The 14,153-nt window shown below is 65.9% G+C and carries 15 protein-coding genes and 1 pseudogene; 5 read left to right on the top strand and 11 right to left on the bottom strand.

The window, feature by feature from the left end; genetic code table 11:
- Window positions 1–27 precede the first annotated feature (27 nt).
- The 8 genes from BSQ44_RS27030 to BSQ44_RS22295 form a co-directional block, all read right to left on the bottom strand.
- Entirely contained in the window at window positions 28–489 is a 462-nt protein-coding gene (locus BSQ44_RS27030; RefSeq protein WP_157894665.1) for a hypothetical protein, read from the bottom strand.
- A 130-nt stretch (window positions 490–619) separates the two neighbouring features.
- Window positions 620–844, bottom strand: a complete 225-nt coding sequence (locus tag BSQ44_RS27025; protein ID WP_157894664.1) for a hypothetical protein — start codon at window positions 842–844, stop codon at window positions 620–622.
- A 541-nt stretch (window positions 845–1,385) separates the two neighbouring features.
- Window positions 1,386–1,592, bottom strand: a complete 207-nt coding sequence (locus BSQ44_RS22320; protein ID WP_072607271.1) for a hypothetical protein — start codon at window positions 1,590–1,592, stop codon at window positions 1,386–1,388.
- Between the two features lie 63 nt (window positions 1,593–1,655).
- Window positions 1,656–2,132 (bottom strand): DUF992 domain-containing protein, encoded by a 477-nt coding sequence (locus tag BSQ44_RS22315; RefSeq protein WP_072607270.1) that lies wholly within the window; start codon window positions 2,130–2,132, stop codon window positions 1,656–1,658.
- A 76-nt stretch (window positions 2,133–2,208) separates the two neighbouring features.
- Entirely contained in the window at window positions 2,209–3,060 is an 852-nt protein-coding gene (locus BSQ44_RS22310; RefSeq protein ID WP_072607269.1) for a tetratricopeptide repeat protein, read from the bottom strand.
- Between the two features lie 146 nt (window positions 3,061–3,206).
- Window positions 3,207–3,428, bottom strand: a complete 222-nt coding sequence (rpsU, locus tag BSQ44_RS22305; RefSeq protein ID WP_072607268.1) for a 30S ribosomal protein S21 — start codon at window positions 3,426–3,428, stop codon at window positions 3,207–3,209.
- A gap of 214 nt (window positions 3,429–3,642) precedes the next feature.
- The gene (locus BSQ44_RS22300; protein ID WP_072607267.1) at window positions 3,643–5,154 is read right to left on the bottom strand and encodes a helicase HerA domain-containing protein; all 1,512 of its coding nucleotides are present in this window, start codon (window positions 5,152–5,154) and stop codon (window positions 3,643–3,645) included.
- 174 nt (window positions 5,155–5,328) lie between these two features.
- Complete coding sequence (locus BSQ44_RS22295; RefSeq protein WP_072607266.1) at window positions 5,329–5,724, bottom strand: SET domain-containing protein; 396 nt, start codon at window positions 5,722–5,724, stop codon at window positions 5,329–5,331.
- Window positions 5,725–5,945: 221 nt separating this feature from the next.
- Here BSQ44_RS22295 and BSQ44_RS22290 point away from each other — a divergent pair, with 221 nt between their 5' ends.
- The 5 genes and pseudogenes from BSQ44_RS22290 (at window position 5,946) to BSQ44_RS22270 (ending at window position 11,811) form a co-directional block, all read left to right on the top strand.
- The gene (locus BSQ44_RS22290; RefSeq protein ID WP_072607265.1) at window positions 5,946–7,199 is read left to right on the top strand and encodes a sarcosine oxidase subunit beta; all 1,254 of its coding nucleotides are present in this window, start codon (window positions 5,946–5,948) and stop codon (window positions 7,197–7,199) included.
- An 8-nt stretch (window positions 7,200–7,207) separates the two neighbouring features.
- Window positions 7,208–7,561 (top strand): cupin domain-containing protein, encoded by a 354-nt coding sequence (locus tag BSQ44_RS22285; RefSeq protein WP_072607264.1) that lies wholly within the window; start codon window positions 7,208–7,210, stop codon window positions 7,559–7,561.
- A 2-nt stretch (window positions 7,562–7,563) separates the two neighbouring features.
- Window positions 7,564–7,884, top strand: a pseudogene (locus BSQ44_RS27590) (sarcosine oxidase subunit delta); the annotation flags it as partial.
- A gap of 368 nt (window positions 7,885–8,252) precedes the next feature.
- Window positions 8,253–11,249: a sarcosine oxidase subunit alpha gene (locus BSQ44_RS22275; protein WP_072607263.1), complete on the top strand. Its 2,997-nt coding sequence runs from the start codon at window positions 8,253–8,255 to the stop codon at window positions 11,247–11,249.
- Entirely contained in the window at window positions 11,242–11,811 is a 570-nt protein-coding gene (locus tag BSQ44_RS22270) for a sarcosine oxidase subunit gamma (RefSeq protein WP_072607262.1), read from the top strand. Before BSQ44_RS22275 ends, BSQ44_RS22270 begins: the two co-directional genes overlap by 8 nt.
- Window positions 11,812–11,846: 35 nt before the next feature.
- Here the strand turns inward: BSQ44_RS22270 and BSQ44_RS22265 are convergent, their stop codons facing one another.
- The 3 genes from BSQ44_RS22265 to BSQ44_RS22255 are packed head-to-tail and all read right to left on the bottom strand — an operon-like array spanning window position 11,847 to window position 14,151.
- Window positions 11,847–12,623: an SDR family NAD(P)-dependent oxidoreductase gene (locus tag BSQ44_RS22265; RefSeq protein ID WP_072607261.1), complete on the bottom strand. Its 777-nt coding sequence runs from the start codon at window positions 12,621–12,623 to the stop codon at window positions 11,847–11,849.
- 2 nt (window positions 12,624–12,625) lie between these two features.
- Window positions 12,626–13,660 carry a phosphotransferase family protein gene (locus BSQ44_RS22260; protein WP_072607260.1) on the bottom strand — a complete coding sequence of 345 codons (1,035 nt, stop codon included), beginning with the start codon at window positions 13,658–13,660 and terminating at the stop codon, window positions 12,626–12,628.
- On the bottom strand, window positions 13,657–14,151 hold the full coding sequence (locus tag BSQ44_RS22255; protein ID WP_114580016.1) for a MaoC family dehydratase: 495 nt from the start codon (window positions 14,149–14,151) through the stop codon (window positions 13,657–13,659). The genes BSQ44_RS22260 and BSQ44_RS22255 overlap by 4 nt, the downstream gene beginning before the upstream one ends.
- Window positions 14,152–14,153: the final 2 nt, after the last annotated feature.

Here is a 14,153-nt window from a genome sequence, read left to right as displayed (position 1 = left end):
AGTCCGAGACCCCTCGGCTCAGCTGGATTAGCAGCCCGACTCCGCACGTATCTTCGAGATAAGGTGGCCACCGTTGGAAGCGATGACCGTAACGAATGATAGGCCGTCACAAACTCGACCGTCGTTGGTTTCGAAAGTATAGCGCACCCGAAAATGATGTTCGGCTGCCGCATTGACTCCTATCAGCCTCAGCGGCTTTTTCATGTTGCCGTAAAAGCGGGACAGTTCAGAGGCTGAGAATGGTCCTTTCACTCGCTTCTCAGGAACGACAAGTGCTGAAGCTGCGGCGCCGTCCCCGGCTTCCAGTGCGAGATAGAATGCCCGTACTGCGTCTTCGTAGGGATCTGATGCGGGAGCAGAAGCATTAGGGACGCAAAGATCTGCGACCACCTTTCTCAAGTTCGTTCCGGGAAAGGTAAAGCATCTGCTGGATGAGCTATCATTGATTGCTTGAATACAAATTTTGATCGGTTCTTCGCGTGTGACCATCTTAGTATCTACAGGAAAACTATAAATATAATCATAATATCCGCCAGAAATAGATTTATATACTTCTCCGTAGTGATTGTTTCCGCTGTCCGCATTTACCCAGTATCCGGGAATTTTTTCTGTTGAATACTCATCTAGAAAACCAACAGTAAAAAAATCGGTAATAGTCTTTGTTTTCTATAAATTCACAATCAATAATTGCTAAGTTCTCTCCGTCTGGAATGCTATTTTGCCATCCGCGCTCTTCCCCATCAAAGTCAAAATACATCCAGCCTCCGGATTGGACGCCCTTGTCTTGAGCTATCGCGCTTGTAGCAAGTACCGTCACTATGGTGACGCACATAATTCTTTTCATGCTCCCCTCCCGATAATGTAAGGGTACACTTTAAAGCCAGCACGGTAAATACGTACGACTTACTATCCGCGCTGCCGACCAGGACACAATCCCGATCTCCCCTGCTGCCGCGACCCATCCGAGCTGAACATCTCCACGAATCCCGCTACTTGCTTGTACAGCGGGAATGCTCGCCAGCAGTCTTCCACACATTTATCTTTGCGACTGTGGAAGGGGCAGTAATCTTGCGCTTGTTTCAATCCTTCCCCGCGATCTTGTTGAGAGTCCTGACGCCCCGTCCGAGAGTGGTGCCTTCATGTAGTAGAGGCAGTGTGCGGCTCCTCCGCGACGTCACCCTGCGGTTTCCAGGTGCAGGTACCGAAGCCCCGGCGCGAGTTCCGGACGCTTATTGGACCTGGCTCGGTCGGGGTCCTCCGCAACGAGTTCGATCCCTCTTTCGATGATGCGGGCATAGGCCTGCACTTGCCGGGGACCGAAGATCCCATTGTGTTGTGCAAGATGTCTCGGATATCGTGTTCCACAGGCTCGGAAAGCTCGTGTCTCATCCCTTCGAGGAGTCGAGCATCACTTCCTCGAGCAGGTCTCGAACGCTTTTCTTCGACACGCGGCCCGAGTTTACGGCTTCCACGCCGACGCCGATCTCGCGCCGTAGGATCGCTAGCTTTTCCGCTTCCTGCGCCCTTTCATGGCGCAGCAGGCGTAACGCTTCCCGGGCCACTTCGCTCGCGGAAGAGCGAAGGCCGACCATGCGAAGGAGTTTCTCTCCCGCATGACCGGCCCGGTATCACTTTCGCGATTTCGCCTGTAATACTTACTGCGCCGAGCGCAGCTCGAAGCTCGTCACGCCCAGTGCCAGGTTCACGCCGGTCTGAGTCTGCACGCTGACGGGCTGGAGGGTGAAGCTCTCGTCCGAGCCGCCGACGAGCAGGTTGGCGCCGACGCCGACACCGGCGGAAGCCTCGGCGCTTGCCCCGACGTAGTCACCGGCCAGGGCGCCCGGCTCGTAGACGTCGGGAGCCGGCGCGAGCACGAGCCACTGCATGATGGTCGCGCCGGTCACGCCGATGTCGAGGCCGAACTTGCTGATCACGCCGAAATACTGCTCTGCCGGCATCGCCTCGTCGGCGGGCGCGTAGGTGCAGCTCACATCCTTGGTCGAGCCGATGATGAAGCCGGCGCCGCCCTCGACGACGCAGTCGAGTAGACCGAGTTTCACGCCTTCCTGAGCGTGGACGGTGGCCGGTGCCAGCGTCAGGATGGCGGCGGCCGTAAGTGCGCGAATGTTCATCGTGGTGATCTCCGTTGGAACTGGGGCGGGAATGTCCTGCCGCCCGCATCGGTTCCGCCGGAGTGGGAAAAGAAGGTCAGCCGCCCTTGGTGCGGTTCAGCCCGGCGACGGCGGGGCCGTAGTTCGGGTCGAGCTTCACGGCCTGCTGGAACGACTTGCGCGCGCGCGCCTTGTCGCCGCGCCGCTCGTAGACCAGCGCCTGGTTGGCCCAGCCTTCGGCGCTGTCCTCGTCGAGCTTGATGGCGGTGTTGAAGTCGGCGAAGGCGTTGTCCTCGTCGCCGAGCGCCAGGTAGGAGACGCCGCGCCCGTTGTAGGGCTCGGCCGCATCCGGCGCGAGCGAGATGGCGGTGGAGAAATCCTCGAGTGCGAAGTTCTGCTGGCCCTGCGCCTGATAGAGCAGGCCGCGGTTGTGGTAGGCGCGCGGGTCCGTGGTATCGAGCTGGATGGCGCGCTGGAAGTCGCTGAAGGCTTCCTGCGTGCGGCCCGAAAGGCGGTAGAGATTGCCGCGACCGATATAGGCGGCATCGTAGCTCGGATTGATCTGCAGGGCGCGGTTGTAGTCGGCCACCGCCTTGGCGTCGTCGCCCACATAGCGCCAGATCAGCGCCCGGTTGGCGTAGGCCTGGTAGTACTGCGGGTTGAGCCGGACTGCGGTGTCGAAGTCCTTCAGCGCATCCTCGTATCGGCCGGCCCGGCCGAAGGCGGAACCGCGGACATTGTAGGCCTGAGCGTCGTTCGGACTGCGCTCGATCACCGAGGTCAGCGAGGCGATGTTCTCGGCCGAACCCTGCGCGGTGTCGATCGCGGCGATCTGCGCGGCGGGGCCGGACGAGGTCTGGCACGCGGCAAGCGCCACCGCACAAGCCAGGAGCGCTGCTGCGGAAATGCCGCGACGCGCAGCATGGGTGTTGCCTGAGGTAAGGTTCATTCGATCCCGTTTTCCGAGCTGTCCGCCTCTTTTGCGACGATCACCGCGATCGCTCGACATGCGCTCGCCGCCTCAACAAAAAAGTGGCGGCGATTCTCATCGCGCCACTCTGGTAGCGTCACAAAGAGACGAAAGATGGGCAGGCGTCAGCGCGCGGGCGCAGGCTTCGGGCCGGCGATCAGTCCTTCGCGCTGGGCGCGCTTGCGGGCGCGGCGAACGGCTTCGGCCTTCTCGCGGGCGCGCTTCTCCGAGGGCTTCTCGTAGTGGCCACGCATCTTCATTTCGCGGAAGATGCCTTCGCGCTGCATCTTCTTCTTCAGGGCGCGGAGCGCCTGATCTACGTTGTTGTCACGGACGAGTACCTGCACGGGCGTTCCTGTCGTTCCTAGTTGGCGGGTCGATCACACTTTTGCCGGCGCCCGACAAAAGGGGCGACGCCACGCGGCGAGGTTCACCGCGAAGTGCGCGGCCAATAGCAGAATCAGTGGTCCTTGTCCATCGGGATTTGCATGGCGCCAACTGCCCGCAAAGCCGCGCGGGAGGTGGCTTCCGGGCGTCTTTGCCGCCAAGCCTTACGCGACGTCACTCCGCGGCGTGACGCAGGGTGGATTCCAGGTCGGCGGCATCGGGGTTTCCTGGCGCGGTTTCGCAGGCCAGATCCGGGAAGGCGGCGATGCGCCATCCGCGCATGTCGGTGCGCAGGACCACCAGGCCGCGCTCCTCGAAGAAGGCGAGCAGGCGCCGCGCCCGCCGTGCCGAATGCGTACCATAGGCGCGTGCCAGGACCGCGTCAGACGGGCAGGGGGCCGCGTCGACCGCGGCGCGCGCGACGAGCAGGAAGACGCCCTGGAGATCGTCGGGCAGCGAGGCGGAGAGTTCGAGCGCCGATTGCCACGCGGTCCCGTCCGCCGGTTCGCCGTCCACGCCGGCGCGTGCCACGGCCAGGGAGCGGCGGAACGCCGGCAGGGCCAGGGGATCACCGGGCACGCGGCGGATCCGGCAGCGCACGAGGAAGTCCTGGTAGAGCACCGCGTCGGAGCGGAAGGCGGCGTCCGGATCCTCGAGGATTTCGTTCATCACCGCGTCGAGCAGGCGCCGGCGCTCGGCCGGGTCTATCGCGGGCTGCGGCACGTCGGCCTGGCCCTGCGGCTGGGTCCGCGAGGCGGCGAGCTGCGCCAGGATGTCGGCCGTCGGGGTAGGCGGAGGCGGTGTATGGCGGCGCGGCACGATGCGCGCCTCTTCCGGACCTGGCGCGAAGATCAGGTCCGCCGCGTCTTCCGGCGCCGTTTCGGGAAGCGGCATCAGCCGCGGGCTGGTCGACCGCGCGGCGGTCTCGACCTCCCCGATGCGAATCGGCAGCGGGCGTCGCGACAGCGCCGGGCCGAGCGCGACGAAATGGCCGCGCGCCAGGTCGCGGAACATTTCCGCCTGACGGCGGTCCATGCCCAGCAGGTCGGCGGCTCGCGCCATGTCGATGTCGAGGAAGGTGCGGCCCATGAGGAAGTTCGACGCCTCGGCGGCGACGTTCTTGGCGAGCTTTGCCAGCCGCTGGGTGGCGATGACGCCCGCCAGCCCGCGCTTGCGCCCCCGACACATCAGGTTGGTCATGGCGCCGAGCGACACCTTGCGCGCGTCGTCTGCGACCTCGCCCGCCGCGGCGGGCGCGAAGAGCTGCGCCTCGTCGACCACCACCAGCACCGGGTACCAGTGGTCGCGCTCCGCATCGAACATGCCACCCAGGAACGCGGCGGCGGCGCGCATCTGCTGGTCGACGTCGAGGCCTTCGAGGTTCAGCACGACCGACACACGGTGCTGGCGCACGCGCGCGGCGATGCGTGTCAACTCGGCCTCGCTGCGCGTCGCCTCGACCACGAGGTGGCCGGACTTTTCGGCCAGCGTGACGAAATCGCCTTCCGGATCGACGACGCACTGCTGCACCCAGGGCGCGCTCTGCTCGAGCAGGCGCCGCAAGAGGTGCGATTTGCCGGAACCGGAATTGCCCTGCACCAGAAGACGCGTGGCAAGCAGTTCCTCGAGGTCGAGCGTGGCCAGCTTGCCGCCGCCGTCCAGCCCCATGTCGATGCCGATCTTCATACCGTTCTTCCGGGTGAACCCCTGCGTGCGCGTCCCTGCTCGCTCGATGCCCGGCGCGTCGGGCACGCCAAGCGAAGACGCTGATTATCATCGCCGGACACATGATGCGTCGGCGGATCGCGACGATTCACAGGCAATTGCCCCGGCGCCTGCGACGTCGCCGGGACGCGGCGCTCAGCGTTTCGCCGCCTCGGCGGTCGGCACCAGTTCGAAATCCGGATAGAAGTCGGAATAGTCGCAGGTGATCTCCTCGCCCGCGGCGATGTCGCGCACGGTGGTCGCGCCGCCCGAATCGGAGAAGTCCGTATTGGGATCGTCCGAATGGTTCATGAAGCGGCCGTTGTCGACCTCGTATACCAGGAAACCCGGCTTGTCGGGGCTGGGATAGGCGTAGCGGTTGAGGAAGTCCTTCAGCCGAGGCTCGGCGGTCTCGTACTTCTCGACCGGGATGAGGCGGTCGAAATCCGGCTCCAGCCGCCAGATCAGCGTGCCCCTGGGGATCGGGTCGGAGGCGAATACGCCCACCCCCTCGATCGGACTGGCACCGACGAACGTATTCACGAGAAGCATCGAGTTTTCTCCACTGGGCCCGAATCGGCGCATGTGAAATTCTCCAACCCCCTTGCGGTTGCAATAGGAGATTTCGCTGACGGCGCTGCCCGTTCCGTCCGCGTCGCAATTCGCCATCCGCCGTCGCATTCAGCGCAAGGGTGGCATCGGCTTTTGGCTAGTGATACACCCGCCGACCTGGATGGACATTGAGTGCAAGGGCACGCGAGGCTTTCCCGCTGATGCGCAGATATTCCGCTTTCGCCATCGCCCGCGAAGCTATTCGCGGCCACAAGGGCTGGGAGGAGCAGTGGTCCTTTCCCGAGCCGCGCAAGGAGTACGACGTCATCATCGTCGGCGCCGGCGGGCACGGGCTGGCGACGGCCTACTACCTCGCCAAGGAGCATGGCATCACCAACGTGGCGGTGCTGGAGAAGGGCTGGCTCGGCGGTGGCAACACCGGCCGCAACACCACCATCATCCGCTCGAACTACCTCTACGACGAATCCGCCGGGATGTATGATCATGCCGTGAAGCTCTGGGAGGGGCTGTCCCAGGAGCTGAACTACAACGTCATGTACTCGCCGCGCGGCGTCATGATGCTGGCGCACAACGTGCACGACATCCAGGTGCTGAAGCGGCACGTGCATGCCAATCGTCTGAACGGCGTCGACAATGAATGGCTGACGCCCGAACAGGCGAAGGAGTTCTGCCCGCCGCTCAACATCTCCAAGGACGCGCGCTACCCGGTCGTCGGCGCGGCGCTGCAGCGCAGGGGCGGCACGGCCCGCCATGACGCGGTGGCCTGGGGTTATGCCCGCGGGGCATCGGCGCGCGGCGTGCACATCATCCAGAATTGCGAGGTGACCGGCATCAATCGCGGGCCGGACGGCAGGGTAACGGGCGTCGAGACCACGCGCGGGCCGATCGGCGCGAAGAAGATCGGCGTCGTCGCGGCCGGGCACACCTCGGTGCTGATGGAGATGGCGGGCGTACGCATGCCGCTCGAGAGCTATCCTTTGCAGGCGCTGGTGTCGGAGCCGGTAAAGCCGTGCTTCCCCTGCGTCGTCATGTCGAACACGGTGCATGCCTACATCTCCCAGTCCGACAAGGGCGAACTGGTGATCGGCGCGGGCACAGACCAGTACATCTCCTATTCGCAGTCCGGGGGGCTGCACATCATCAACCACACGCTCGATGCCATCTGCGAGATGTTTCCCATGTTCACGCGCATGAAGATGCTGCGCTCCTGGGGCGGCATCGTCGACGTGACGCCGGACCGCTCGCCGATCCTGGCCAAGACGCCGGTCAAGGGGCTCTACGTCAACTGCGGCTGGGGCACCGGCGGTTTCAAGGCGACGCCGGGCTCTGGCCATGTCTTCGCCCACACGATCGCGCGCGACGAACCGCACCGCATAAATGCGCCGTTCACGCTGGAGCGCTTCCGAACCGGACGGCTGATCGACGAGGCGGCCGCGGCCGCCGTGGCGCACTGAGGTCGGCGATGCGGCAGCCGGTCAACCTCGCGGCCAAGCTCGGCCTGTTTTCGGAGCACTGGTCGCCGAAGATCGTCGGCGCGTTCAACGGGCACGACCTGATGGTGGTCAAGGTCATGGGCGCGTTCAACTGGCATTCGCATCCCGACACGGACGATTTCTTCATGGTGCTGTCGGGACGCCTGACGATCCAGATGCGCGACGGCGACGTAGTGCTAGAGCCGGGCGAGGTCTACGTGGTGCCCAAGGGCGTCGAGCACTGCCCGAAGGCGGACGTCGAGACGCATCTTCTCCTGATCGAGCCGGCAGGAACGCCCAACACCGGCGATGCCGCGACCGCCGCGACCAAGACCGAGATCTGACCATGCTCCTGATCAACTGCCCCTACTGCGGCGAGGAACGGCCGGAACTGGAGTTCCGCAATGCCGGCGAAGCCCACATCGCGCGTCCGACTAACATCACAGAGGTGGAGGACGGGGATTTCGAGGCCTTCCTCTATCTGCGCGCCAACCCGAAGGGCATCGTCTACGAGCGCTGGCGGCACGTGCACGGCTGCGGGCGGTTCTTCAACGCGGTGCGCGACACGGTGACCGACCGTTTCTTCACGACTTACAAGGCAGGCCAGCCGAAGCCGAACCCCGACCGTTTCGCCAAGGCCGCGGCGGCGGTCGAGCCGCTGACCGCGGACGCAAGCATCCCGGTGGTGGAGGCCAGGAAGAGCCAGGCCGCTCCGGCCAGGCCGGTGCGCAAGCAGGGAACGGCTGCCGCGGCGGAGCCGTCGCCGGTCGACGCTCCCCCGGACGAACGCAAGCCGGCACGCGGCGGAAAGCGGTTCTCCCCTCCATCGAACTCGGATGCCCCTGCCGCCGAGCCGAGACCGCGCCGCACGAGGGCAGCGGCCGCTCCGGCCGAGGACGAACCCGCCGCTGCCGAAAAGCCGAAGGCGAGCCGCAGCCGCAAGGCGGCGGCGCCGTCCACCGATGGCTCCGAAGGGGCGGCCCCGCAGGCGCCCAGGCGGCCCCGCAAACCCAGGAACGACGAGGGTGAGGCCTGATGGCCGAAGCGCATCGCATCGCAGGCACCGGCCGTCTGTCAGGCGGCAAGCCGGTGCAGTTCAAGTTCGACGGCCACCGCTATTCCGGCCGCGAGGGCGACACGCTCGCTTCCGCGCTGCTGGCCAACGGCGTGCACCTCGTCGGCCGCTCGTTCAAGTACCACCGCCCGCGCGGCATCCTGTCGGCGGGCGCGGAGGAGCCCAACGCGCTGGTCGGCATCCACCGCGACGACGCGCGCAAGACGCCGAACGTCCGCGCCACGGTGCAGGAACTCTATGACGGGCTGACCGCGGTCTCGCAGAACCGCTGGCCCTCGCTCGCCATGGACGTCGGCGCGGTGAACGACCTCGCCTCGCCGTTCTTCTCGGCCGGCTTCTACTACAAGACGTTCATGTGGCCGAAGTCGGCGTGGAAATCCTTCTACGAGCCGAACATCCGCGCGGCGGCCGGTCTCGGCGTCGCGCCGGACCTTCCGGATCCCGACCATTACTCCTCGCGCTACGCCCATTGCGACGTGCTGGTGGTCGGCGGCGGCGCGGCCGGCCTGGCGGCAGCGCTCGCGGCGGCCGAGACCGGCGTGCGGGTGATCCTGTGCGACGAGCAGGCGGGTTTCGGCGGCGCGATGCGCTACGAGAGCGGCGCCCGCATCGAGGGCCAGGACGGCTGGACCTGGGCGCAGGAAACGGCGCGCCGGCTCGCCGGAATGGAGAACGTCCGGCTCCTGCCGCGCACCACGGCGTTCGGCTACTATGCCCAGAACATCGTGGCACTGACCGAGCGCGTCACCGACCACCTGTCCGAGCCCGGCGAGTTGCCCCGCGAGAGGCTCTGGCAGGTGCGGGCGAAGCGCGTGGTGCTGGCAACCGGCTCGATCGAGCGGCACATGGTGTTTTCGGGCAACGACCGGCCGGGCATCATGCTCGCCTCCGCCGCCCGCACCTATCTCAACCAGTACGGCGTGGCGGTCGGCCAGAACGTCGCCGTCTACACCGCGAACGAATCCGCCTACTGGGCCGCGATCGACCTCAAGAACGCCGGCGTCGGGGTGCGCACGATCATCGATCTGCGCGACAACCCGACGGGGCCGGCGGTCGAGCAGGCGCGTTCGCTGGGGATCGAGGTCCTGCCGAGCCGCGCCGTGACCGCCGTCGGCGGCCGGCTGCGCATCGCGTCGGTCACCGTGACGCCCAAGACGGGCGAGGGGACGGGCCGCAACATCCCGGTCGACGCGCTCCTGATGTCGGCGGGCTGGACGCCGTCCGTCCATCTCTTCTCGCAGTCGCGCGGCAAGGTGGCCTTCGATGCCGCCACGCAGCGGTTTCTTCCGGGCACCTATGCCCAGGATTGCGCCTGCGTGGGCTCGTGCAACGGCACGGACGACCTCGCTTCGGCGGTGAAGGAAGCCGTGGCGGCGGGCGAGCGCGCGGCGCGGGCGGCGGCCGGCGCCCGGCCGGAGACGCGCACCTCCATCAAGGTCGACGCCTCGGAAGGCTGGTCGCCCGGCATGGTCGGAGCCGCGCCGGGCGCGGGCCGCGACACCACCGTGAAGGCTTTCGTCGACTTCCAGAACGACGTCACCGCCAAGGACATCCGCCAGGCGGTGAAGGAGGGCATGCGCTCCATCGAGCACGTGAAGCGCTTCACCACCAACGGCATGGCGACGGACCAGGGCAAGACGTCAAACCTGCACGGCCTCGCCATCGCGGCGGAGATGCTCGGCAAGGAGATCCCCGAGGTCGGCCTGACGACCTTCCGTCCGCCCTTCACGCCGGTCACCTATGGCGCCATCGTCAATCACTCGCGTGGCAAGCTGTTCGATCCGACCCGCAAGACGCCGATGCATGGCTGGGAAGAGCGCCACGGCGCGGTCTTCGAGGATGTCGGGCAGTGGAAGCGCGCCTGGTACTACCCGAAGCCGGGCGAGGACATGCATGCCGCAGTCAACCGCGAATGCCGCACGGTGCGTCAGAGCGCCGGCCTGTTCGATGCCTCCACGCTCGGCAAGATCGAGGTGGTCGGCCCAGATGCCGCGACCTTCATGGAACTGCTCTACACCAACCCGTGGCAGAAGCTCGACGCCGGGCGCTGCCGCTACGGCATCATGCTCAGGGAAGACGGCTTCATCTACGACGACGGCGTGGTCGGGCGTCTCGCCCAGGACCGGTTCCACGTCACCACCACGACGGGCGGCGCGGCGCGGGTGCTGCACCACATGGAGGACTATCTCCAGACCGAGTTCCCGAACCTCAGCGTCTGGCTGACGTCGGTCTCGGAGCAATGGGCGGTGATCGCCGTCCAGGGGCCGAAGTCGCGCGAGATCATCGCGCCGCTGGTCGAGGGCATCGACCTGTCCGACGAGGCCATGCCGCACATGTCCGTGCGCGAGGGCACGATCTGCGGCGTGCCGACGCGGCTCTTCCGCATGTCGTTCACCGGCGACCGGGGGTTCGAGGTCAACGTACCCGCCGACTATGGCGAGGCGGTGTGGGAGGCGCTGTGGGCCGAAGGCGAAAAGCACGGCGCCTGTGCCTACGGCACCGAGGCCATGCACGTGCTGCGCGCCGAGAAGGGCTACATCATCGTCGGCCAGGACACGGACGGCACGGTGACGCCGAACGATGCCGGCCTCGACTGGGCGGTAGGCAAGAAGAAGACCGATTTCGTCGGCATCAGGGGGCTGATGCGGCCCGACCTCGTCGCGCCGGGCCGGCGGCAGCTTGTCGGACTGCGTACGAAGGACCCGAAGGTCGTGCTGGAAGAGGGGGCGCAGATCGTCGCCGACCCGAACCAGCCGATCCCCATGAAGATGATCGGCCACGTGACCTCGTCCTACTGGTCGGAAAATTGCGGCCGATCGATCGCGCTGGCTGTGGTGGAGGGCGGCCGCGACCGGATGGGGCAGACGCTCTACGTGCCGATGCCGTCGGGCGTCATCGAGGTCGAAGTCGGCGGGACCGTCTTCTACGACGAGAAAGGGGAGCGCCTGCATGGCTAGGGCTGCCACGAAAACGAAAGTCGCCGCCGAGCGCCGCGAGAAGCTGGCCGGCCTGTCGCTCGAGGCGGACAATGTTCGCCTCACGCCTGCGCCGCCCGCGACGAGGCTGTCGCTGCGAGCGCCTGAGCTGTCGGTAAACTCGGTCTCGCGGGCCCTCGGCGTGACGCTGCCGCAGACGCCGAAGACGTCCGCAAAGGCGAAGTCCGGCAACCGCACCGCACTGTGGCTCGGCCCCGACGAATGGCTGGTCATCGACGAGGATGGCGCCGACCTGATCGCGGACGCCGCCAAGGCGAAAGCTCTTCACGCGGCGGTCGAGGTTTCCCACCGCAACGTGGCGATCCTGGTCGAAGGTGATGGCGCGGCGGCCTGCCTCAACGCAGGCTGTCCGCAGGACCTATCGCTCGTGGCCTTTCCGGTCGGCGCCTGCAGCCGCACGGTTCTGGGCAAGATCGAGGTGGTGCTCCTGCGCACGTCCGAGACCGCCTTCCGCGTGGAAGTGTGGCGGTCCTTCTCAGTCTATGCCTGGGATTTTCTCAGCGAGGCGGCCAGGGACGCCTGAGCGTTCCGGAAGGGACGGCCGGTGGCCGCCCGGGCTCAGACGGCGTTGATGCCGCCATCGACCGAAAGCGCGTGGCCGGTCATGAACGAGTTCTTCGGGTCGGCGGCGAACAGCACCACCTCGATGACCTCATCGACCTCGGCAACGCGCTTCATCGGCACGCCGCGGGTCAGTTCCAGGATGGCCTCGTTCTCGCCGCGGCCGGAGAGCTTGACGAACTCGCCCACCATCGCTGTGCGGGCATAGGACGGGCAGACGGCGTTCACCCGGATGCCCTTCGAGGCATACTCGACCGCGGCGGAGCGCGTCAGGCCGATAACGCCGTGCTTGGCGGCCGAATAGACCGACAGGCGCGCGGCGCCCGAAAGCCCGGCGACGGAGGCGATGTTGACGATCGTGCCGCCCCGGCCGGTCTTGCGCTGCTGCTTTTCCATCTGCGGTAACTGATGCTTCATGGCGTAGAAGACACCGAGAAGGTCGATATCGAGGATGCGTCGCGCTTCCTCGGAAGGCACCTGCGGGAGCTTGACGAAGCTTTGGGCGACGCCGGCATTGTTGATCGCGATGTCGAGACTGCCGAAGCTGCTGACCGCCAGCGCGACCAGTTCCTCGAACAGCGTCTCCTGCGTGACGTCACCGGCGAGAACCGCGCACTCGCAGGGCAGCGCCTCCGCCAGCTTTTGGAGTTCGCCTTCATCCATGTCGGACAGGACGAGCTTCGCGCCTTCGTCGGCCAGGCGCTCTGCCGTGCGCCGGCCGAAACCGCCGCATGCGCCAGTCACGAGAACAACGTGATCGGAGAAACGCCCCATCCTCAATTCCCCTTCTCGATCCGCTCCACCGCGAGGCCGGCCAGCAGCTTCACCGCCTGGCCATAGGTCCGCGCCCTCTCGGGATTGGATGCATTTCCGTCGAGCGCCCGCTTATAGACACCTTGGCAGATGGCGGCCAGCCGGAAGAACGAGAATGCCAGGCAGAAAGTCCAGTCCGGTATCGACCCGATGCCCCGCCTGCGGCAATAGGCTTCGACATATTCCTCCTCGCTGGGCAACCCGAGGCTCTTGCGGTCGATACCGCCGAGGCCGCGGAAACCGGACTCGTGCGGCAGCCGCCACTGCATGCATTGATACGAAAGATCGGCGTAGGGATGTCCCAGCGTCGACAATTCCCAATCCAGCACCGCAATGACCCGCGGTTCGTTCGGTGCGAACATCATGTTGTCGTGGCGGTAGTCGCCATGGACGAGCGAGACGAGCCCGTCGTCCGGTGGCCGGTGTGTCTCGAGCCAGGCGATGAGGCTTTCCATGTCCTCGACGCGCTCTGTCTCGGACGCGCGGTACTGGCTCGTCCAGCGGCCGAGCTGGCGTTCGAAGTAGCTGCCCGGGCGACCGTAGTCGGCAAGGCCGATCGCGGCGAAATCGACGTCGTGCAGGGCCGCAAGCGTGGCGTTCATGGCATCGAAGATGGCGGTTCGTTCCGCGTTATCGCGCGCCTCCGGCAACGCCGGGTTCCAGAAGATGCGTCCCTCGACGAAACCCATGACGAAGAACATCCGGCCGATCGGCGAATCCTCCTGCGACAGGTGCAGGACTTCGGGAACCGGGAAGCCGATCCCGTGCAGCGCCTTCATGACGCGGTACTCGCGGTCGACCTGATGAGCCGATTTCAGGAGCTCACCAGGGGGCTTGGCCCGCAGCACGTAGCTGCCGCTCGACGCGCGCAGCATGTAGGTGGGATTGGACTGACCGGCCTTGAACTTCTCGATCGCCTGGAGGTCGGAGAAACCCGGCACGTTCTTTTCCAGGTACGGAGCAAGGGTGGCGGCGTCGAGGGCGTTGGGATCGCTCATGTCGCAGGCTCCTCCCGCGGAAGCTGCGTCAGCGTCAGCCAGCGCGCGGTTAGAGCCGGCTTGCGCAGGCCCTCGATCTCGATGGTGACGTCGTAGTTGGCCTCGACCCAGCCCGACAGGCGCACGTTGGCGTGCGCGAGCACGAACCGTCCGCGGATGCGCGCGCCCGATTTCACCGGCGACTTGAAGCGCACCTCGTCAAAACCGTAGTTGATGCCGACCGTGCTGCCTTCCAGCGGCGGCAGGGTTTCGTAGGCCAGCGTGGAGAGCAGCGACAGCGACAGGAAACCGTGCGCGATGGTGCCGCCGAACGGCGTTTCCTTCGCTGCTCTTTCGGGATCGACATGAATGAACTGGTGGTCGTCGGTCGCCTCGGCAAAAAGGTCGATCATGGTCTGGCTGACCGTCCGCCAGGACGACACGCCGACCTCGGAGCCGATCGCGGCGATCAGGTCATCCGTGCTTACGGGCTTCAGTTGGGTATCCTGCATGC

Origin of the sequence: Aquibium oceanicum, from assembly GCF_001889605.1 — a bacterium.
GTDB lineage: Bacteria > Pseudomonadota > Alphaproteobacteria > Rhizobiales > Rhizobiaceae > Aquibium > Aquibium oceanicum.
The sequence above is the reverse complement of the archived record's forward strand: the minus strand, read 5'-3'. Positions and strand labels throughout refer to the sequence as shown.

Excerpts from the sequence above, each read along its gene's own strand:
- BSQ44_RS27030 (WP_157894665.1), bottom strand. The coding sequence starts at position 489 with ATGGTCACACGCGAAGAACCGATCAAAATTTGTATTCAAGCAATCAAT.
- BSQ44_RS27025 (WP_157894664.1), bottom strand. The coding sequence starts at position 844 with ATGAAAAGAATTATGTGCGTCACCATAGTGACGGTACTTGCTACAAGC.
- BSQ44_RS22320 (WP_072607271.1), bottom strand. The coding sequence starts at position 1,592 with ATGGTCGGCCTTCGCTCTTCCGCGAGCGAAGTGGCCCGGGAAGCGTTA.
- BSQ44_RS22315 (WP_072607270.1), bottom strand. The coding sequence starts at position 2,132 with ATGAACATTCGCGCACTTACGGCCGCCGCCATCCTGACGCTGGCACCG.
- BSQ44_RS22310 (WP_072607269.1), bottom strand. The coding sequence starts at position 3,060 with ATGAACCTTACCTCAGGCAACACCCATGCTGCGCGTCGCGGCATTTCC.
- BSQ44_RS22300 (WP_072607267.1), bottom strand. The coding sequence starts at position 5,154 with ATGAAGATCGGCATCGACATGGGGCTGGACGGCGGCGGCAAGCTGGCC.
- BSQ44_RS22295 (WP_072607266.1), bottom strand. The coding sequence starts at position 5,724 with ATGCTTCTCGTGAATACGTTCGTCGGTGCCAGTCCGATCGAGGGGGTG.
- BSQ44_RS22290 (WP_072607265.1), top strand. The coding sequence starts at position 5,946 with ATGCGCAGATATTCCGCTTTCGCCATCGCCCGCGAAGCTATTCGCGGC.
- BSQ44_RS22285 (WP_072607264.1), top strand. The coding sequence starts at position 7,208 with ATGCGGCAGCCGGTCAACCTCGCGGCCAAGCTCGGCCTGTTTTCGGAG.
- BSQ44_RS22275 (WP_072607263.1), top strand. The coding sequence starts at position 8,253 with ATGGCCGAAGCGCATCGCATCGCAGGCACCGGCCGTCTGTCAGGCGGC.
- BSQ44_RS22270 (WP_072607262.1), top strand. The coding sequence starts at position 11,242 with ATGGCTAGGGCTGCCACGAAAACGAAAGTCGCCGCCGAGCGCCGCGAG.
- BSQ44_RS22265 (WP_072607261.1), bottom strand. The coding sequence starts at position 12,623 with ATGGGGCGTTTCTCCGATCACGTTGTTCTCGTGACTGGCGCATGCGGC.
- BSQ44_RS22260 (WP_072607260.1), bottom strand. The coding sequence starts at position 13,660 with ATGAGCGATCCCAACGCCCTCGACGCCGCCACCCTTGCTCCGTACCTG.
- BSQ44_RS22255 (WP_114580016.1), bottom strand. The coding sequence starts at position 14,151 with ATGCAGGATACCCAACTGAAGCCCGTAAGCACGGATGACCTGATCGCC.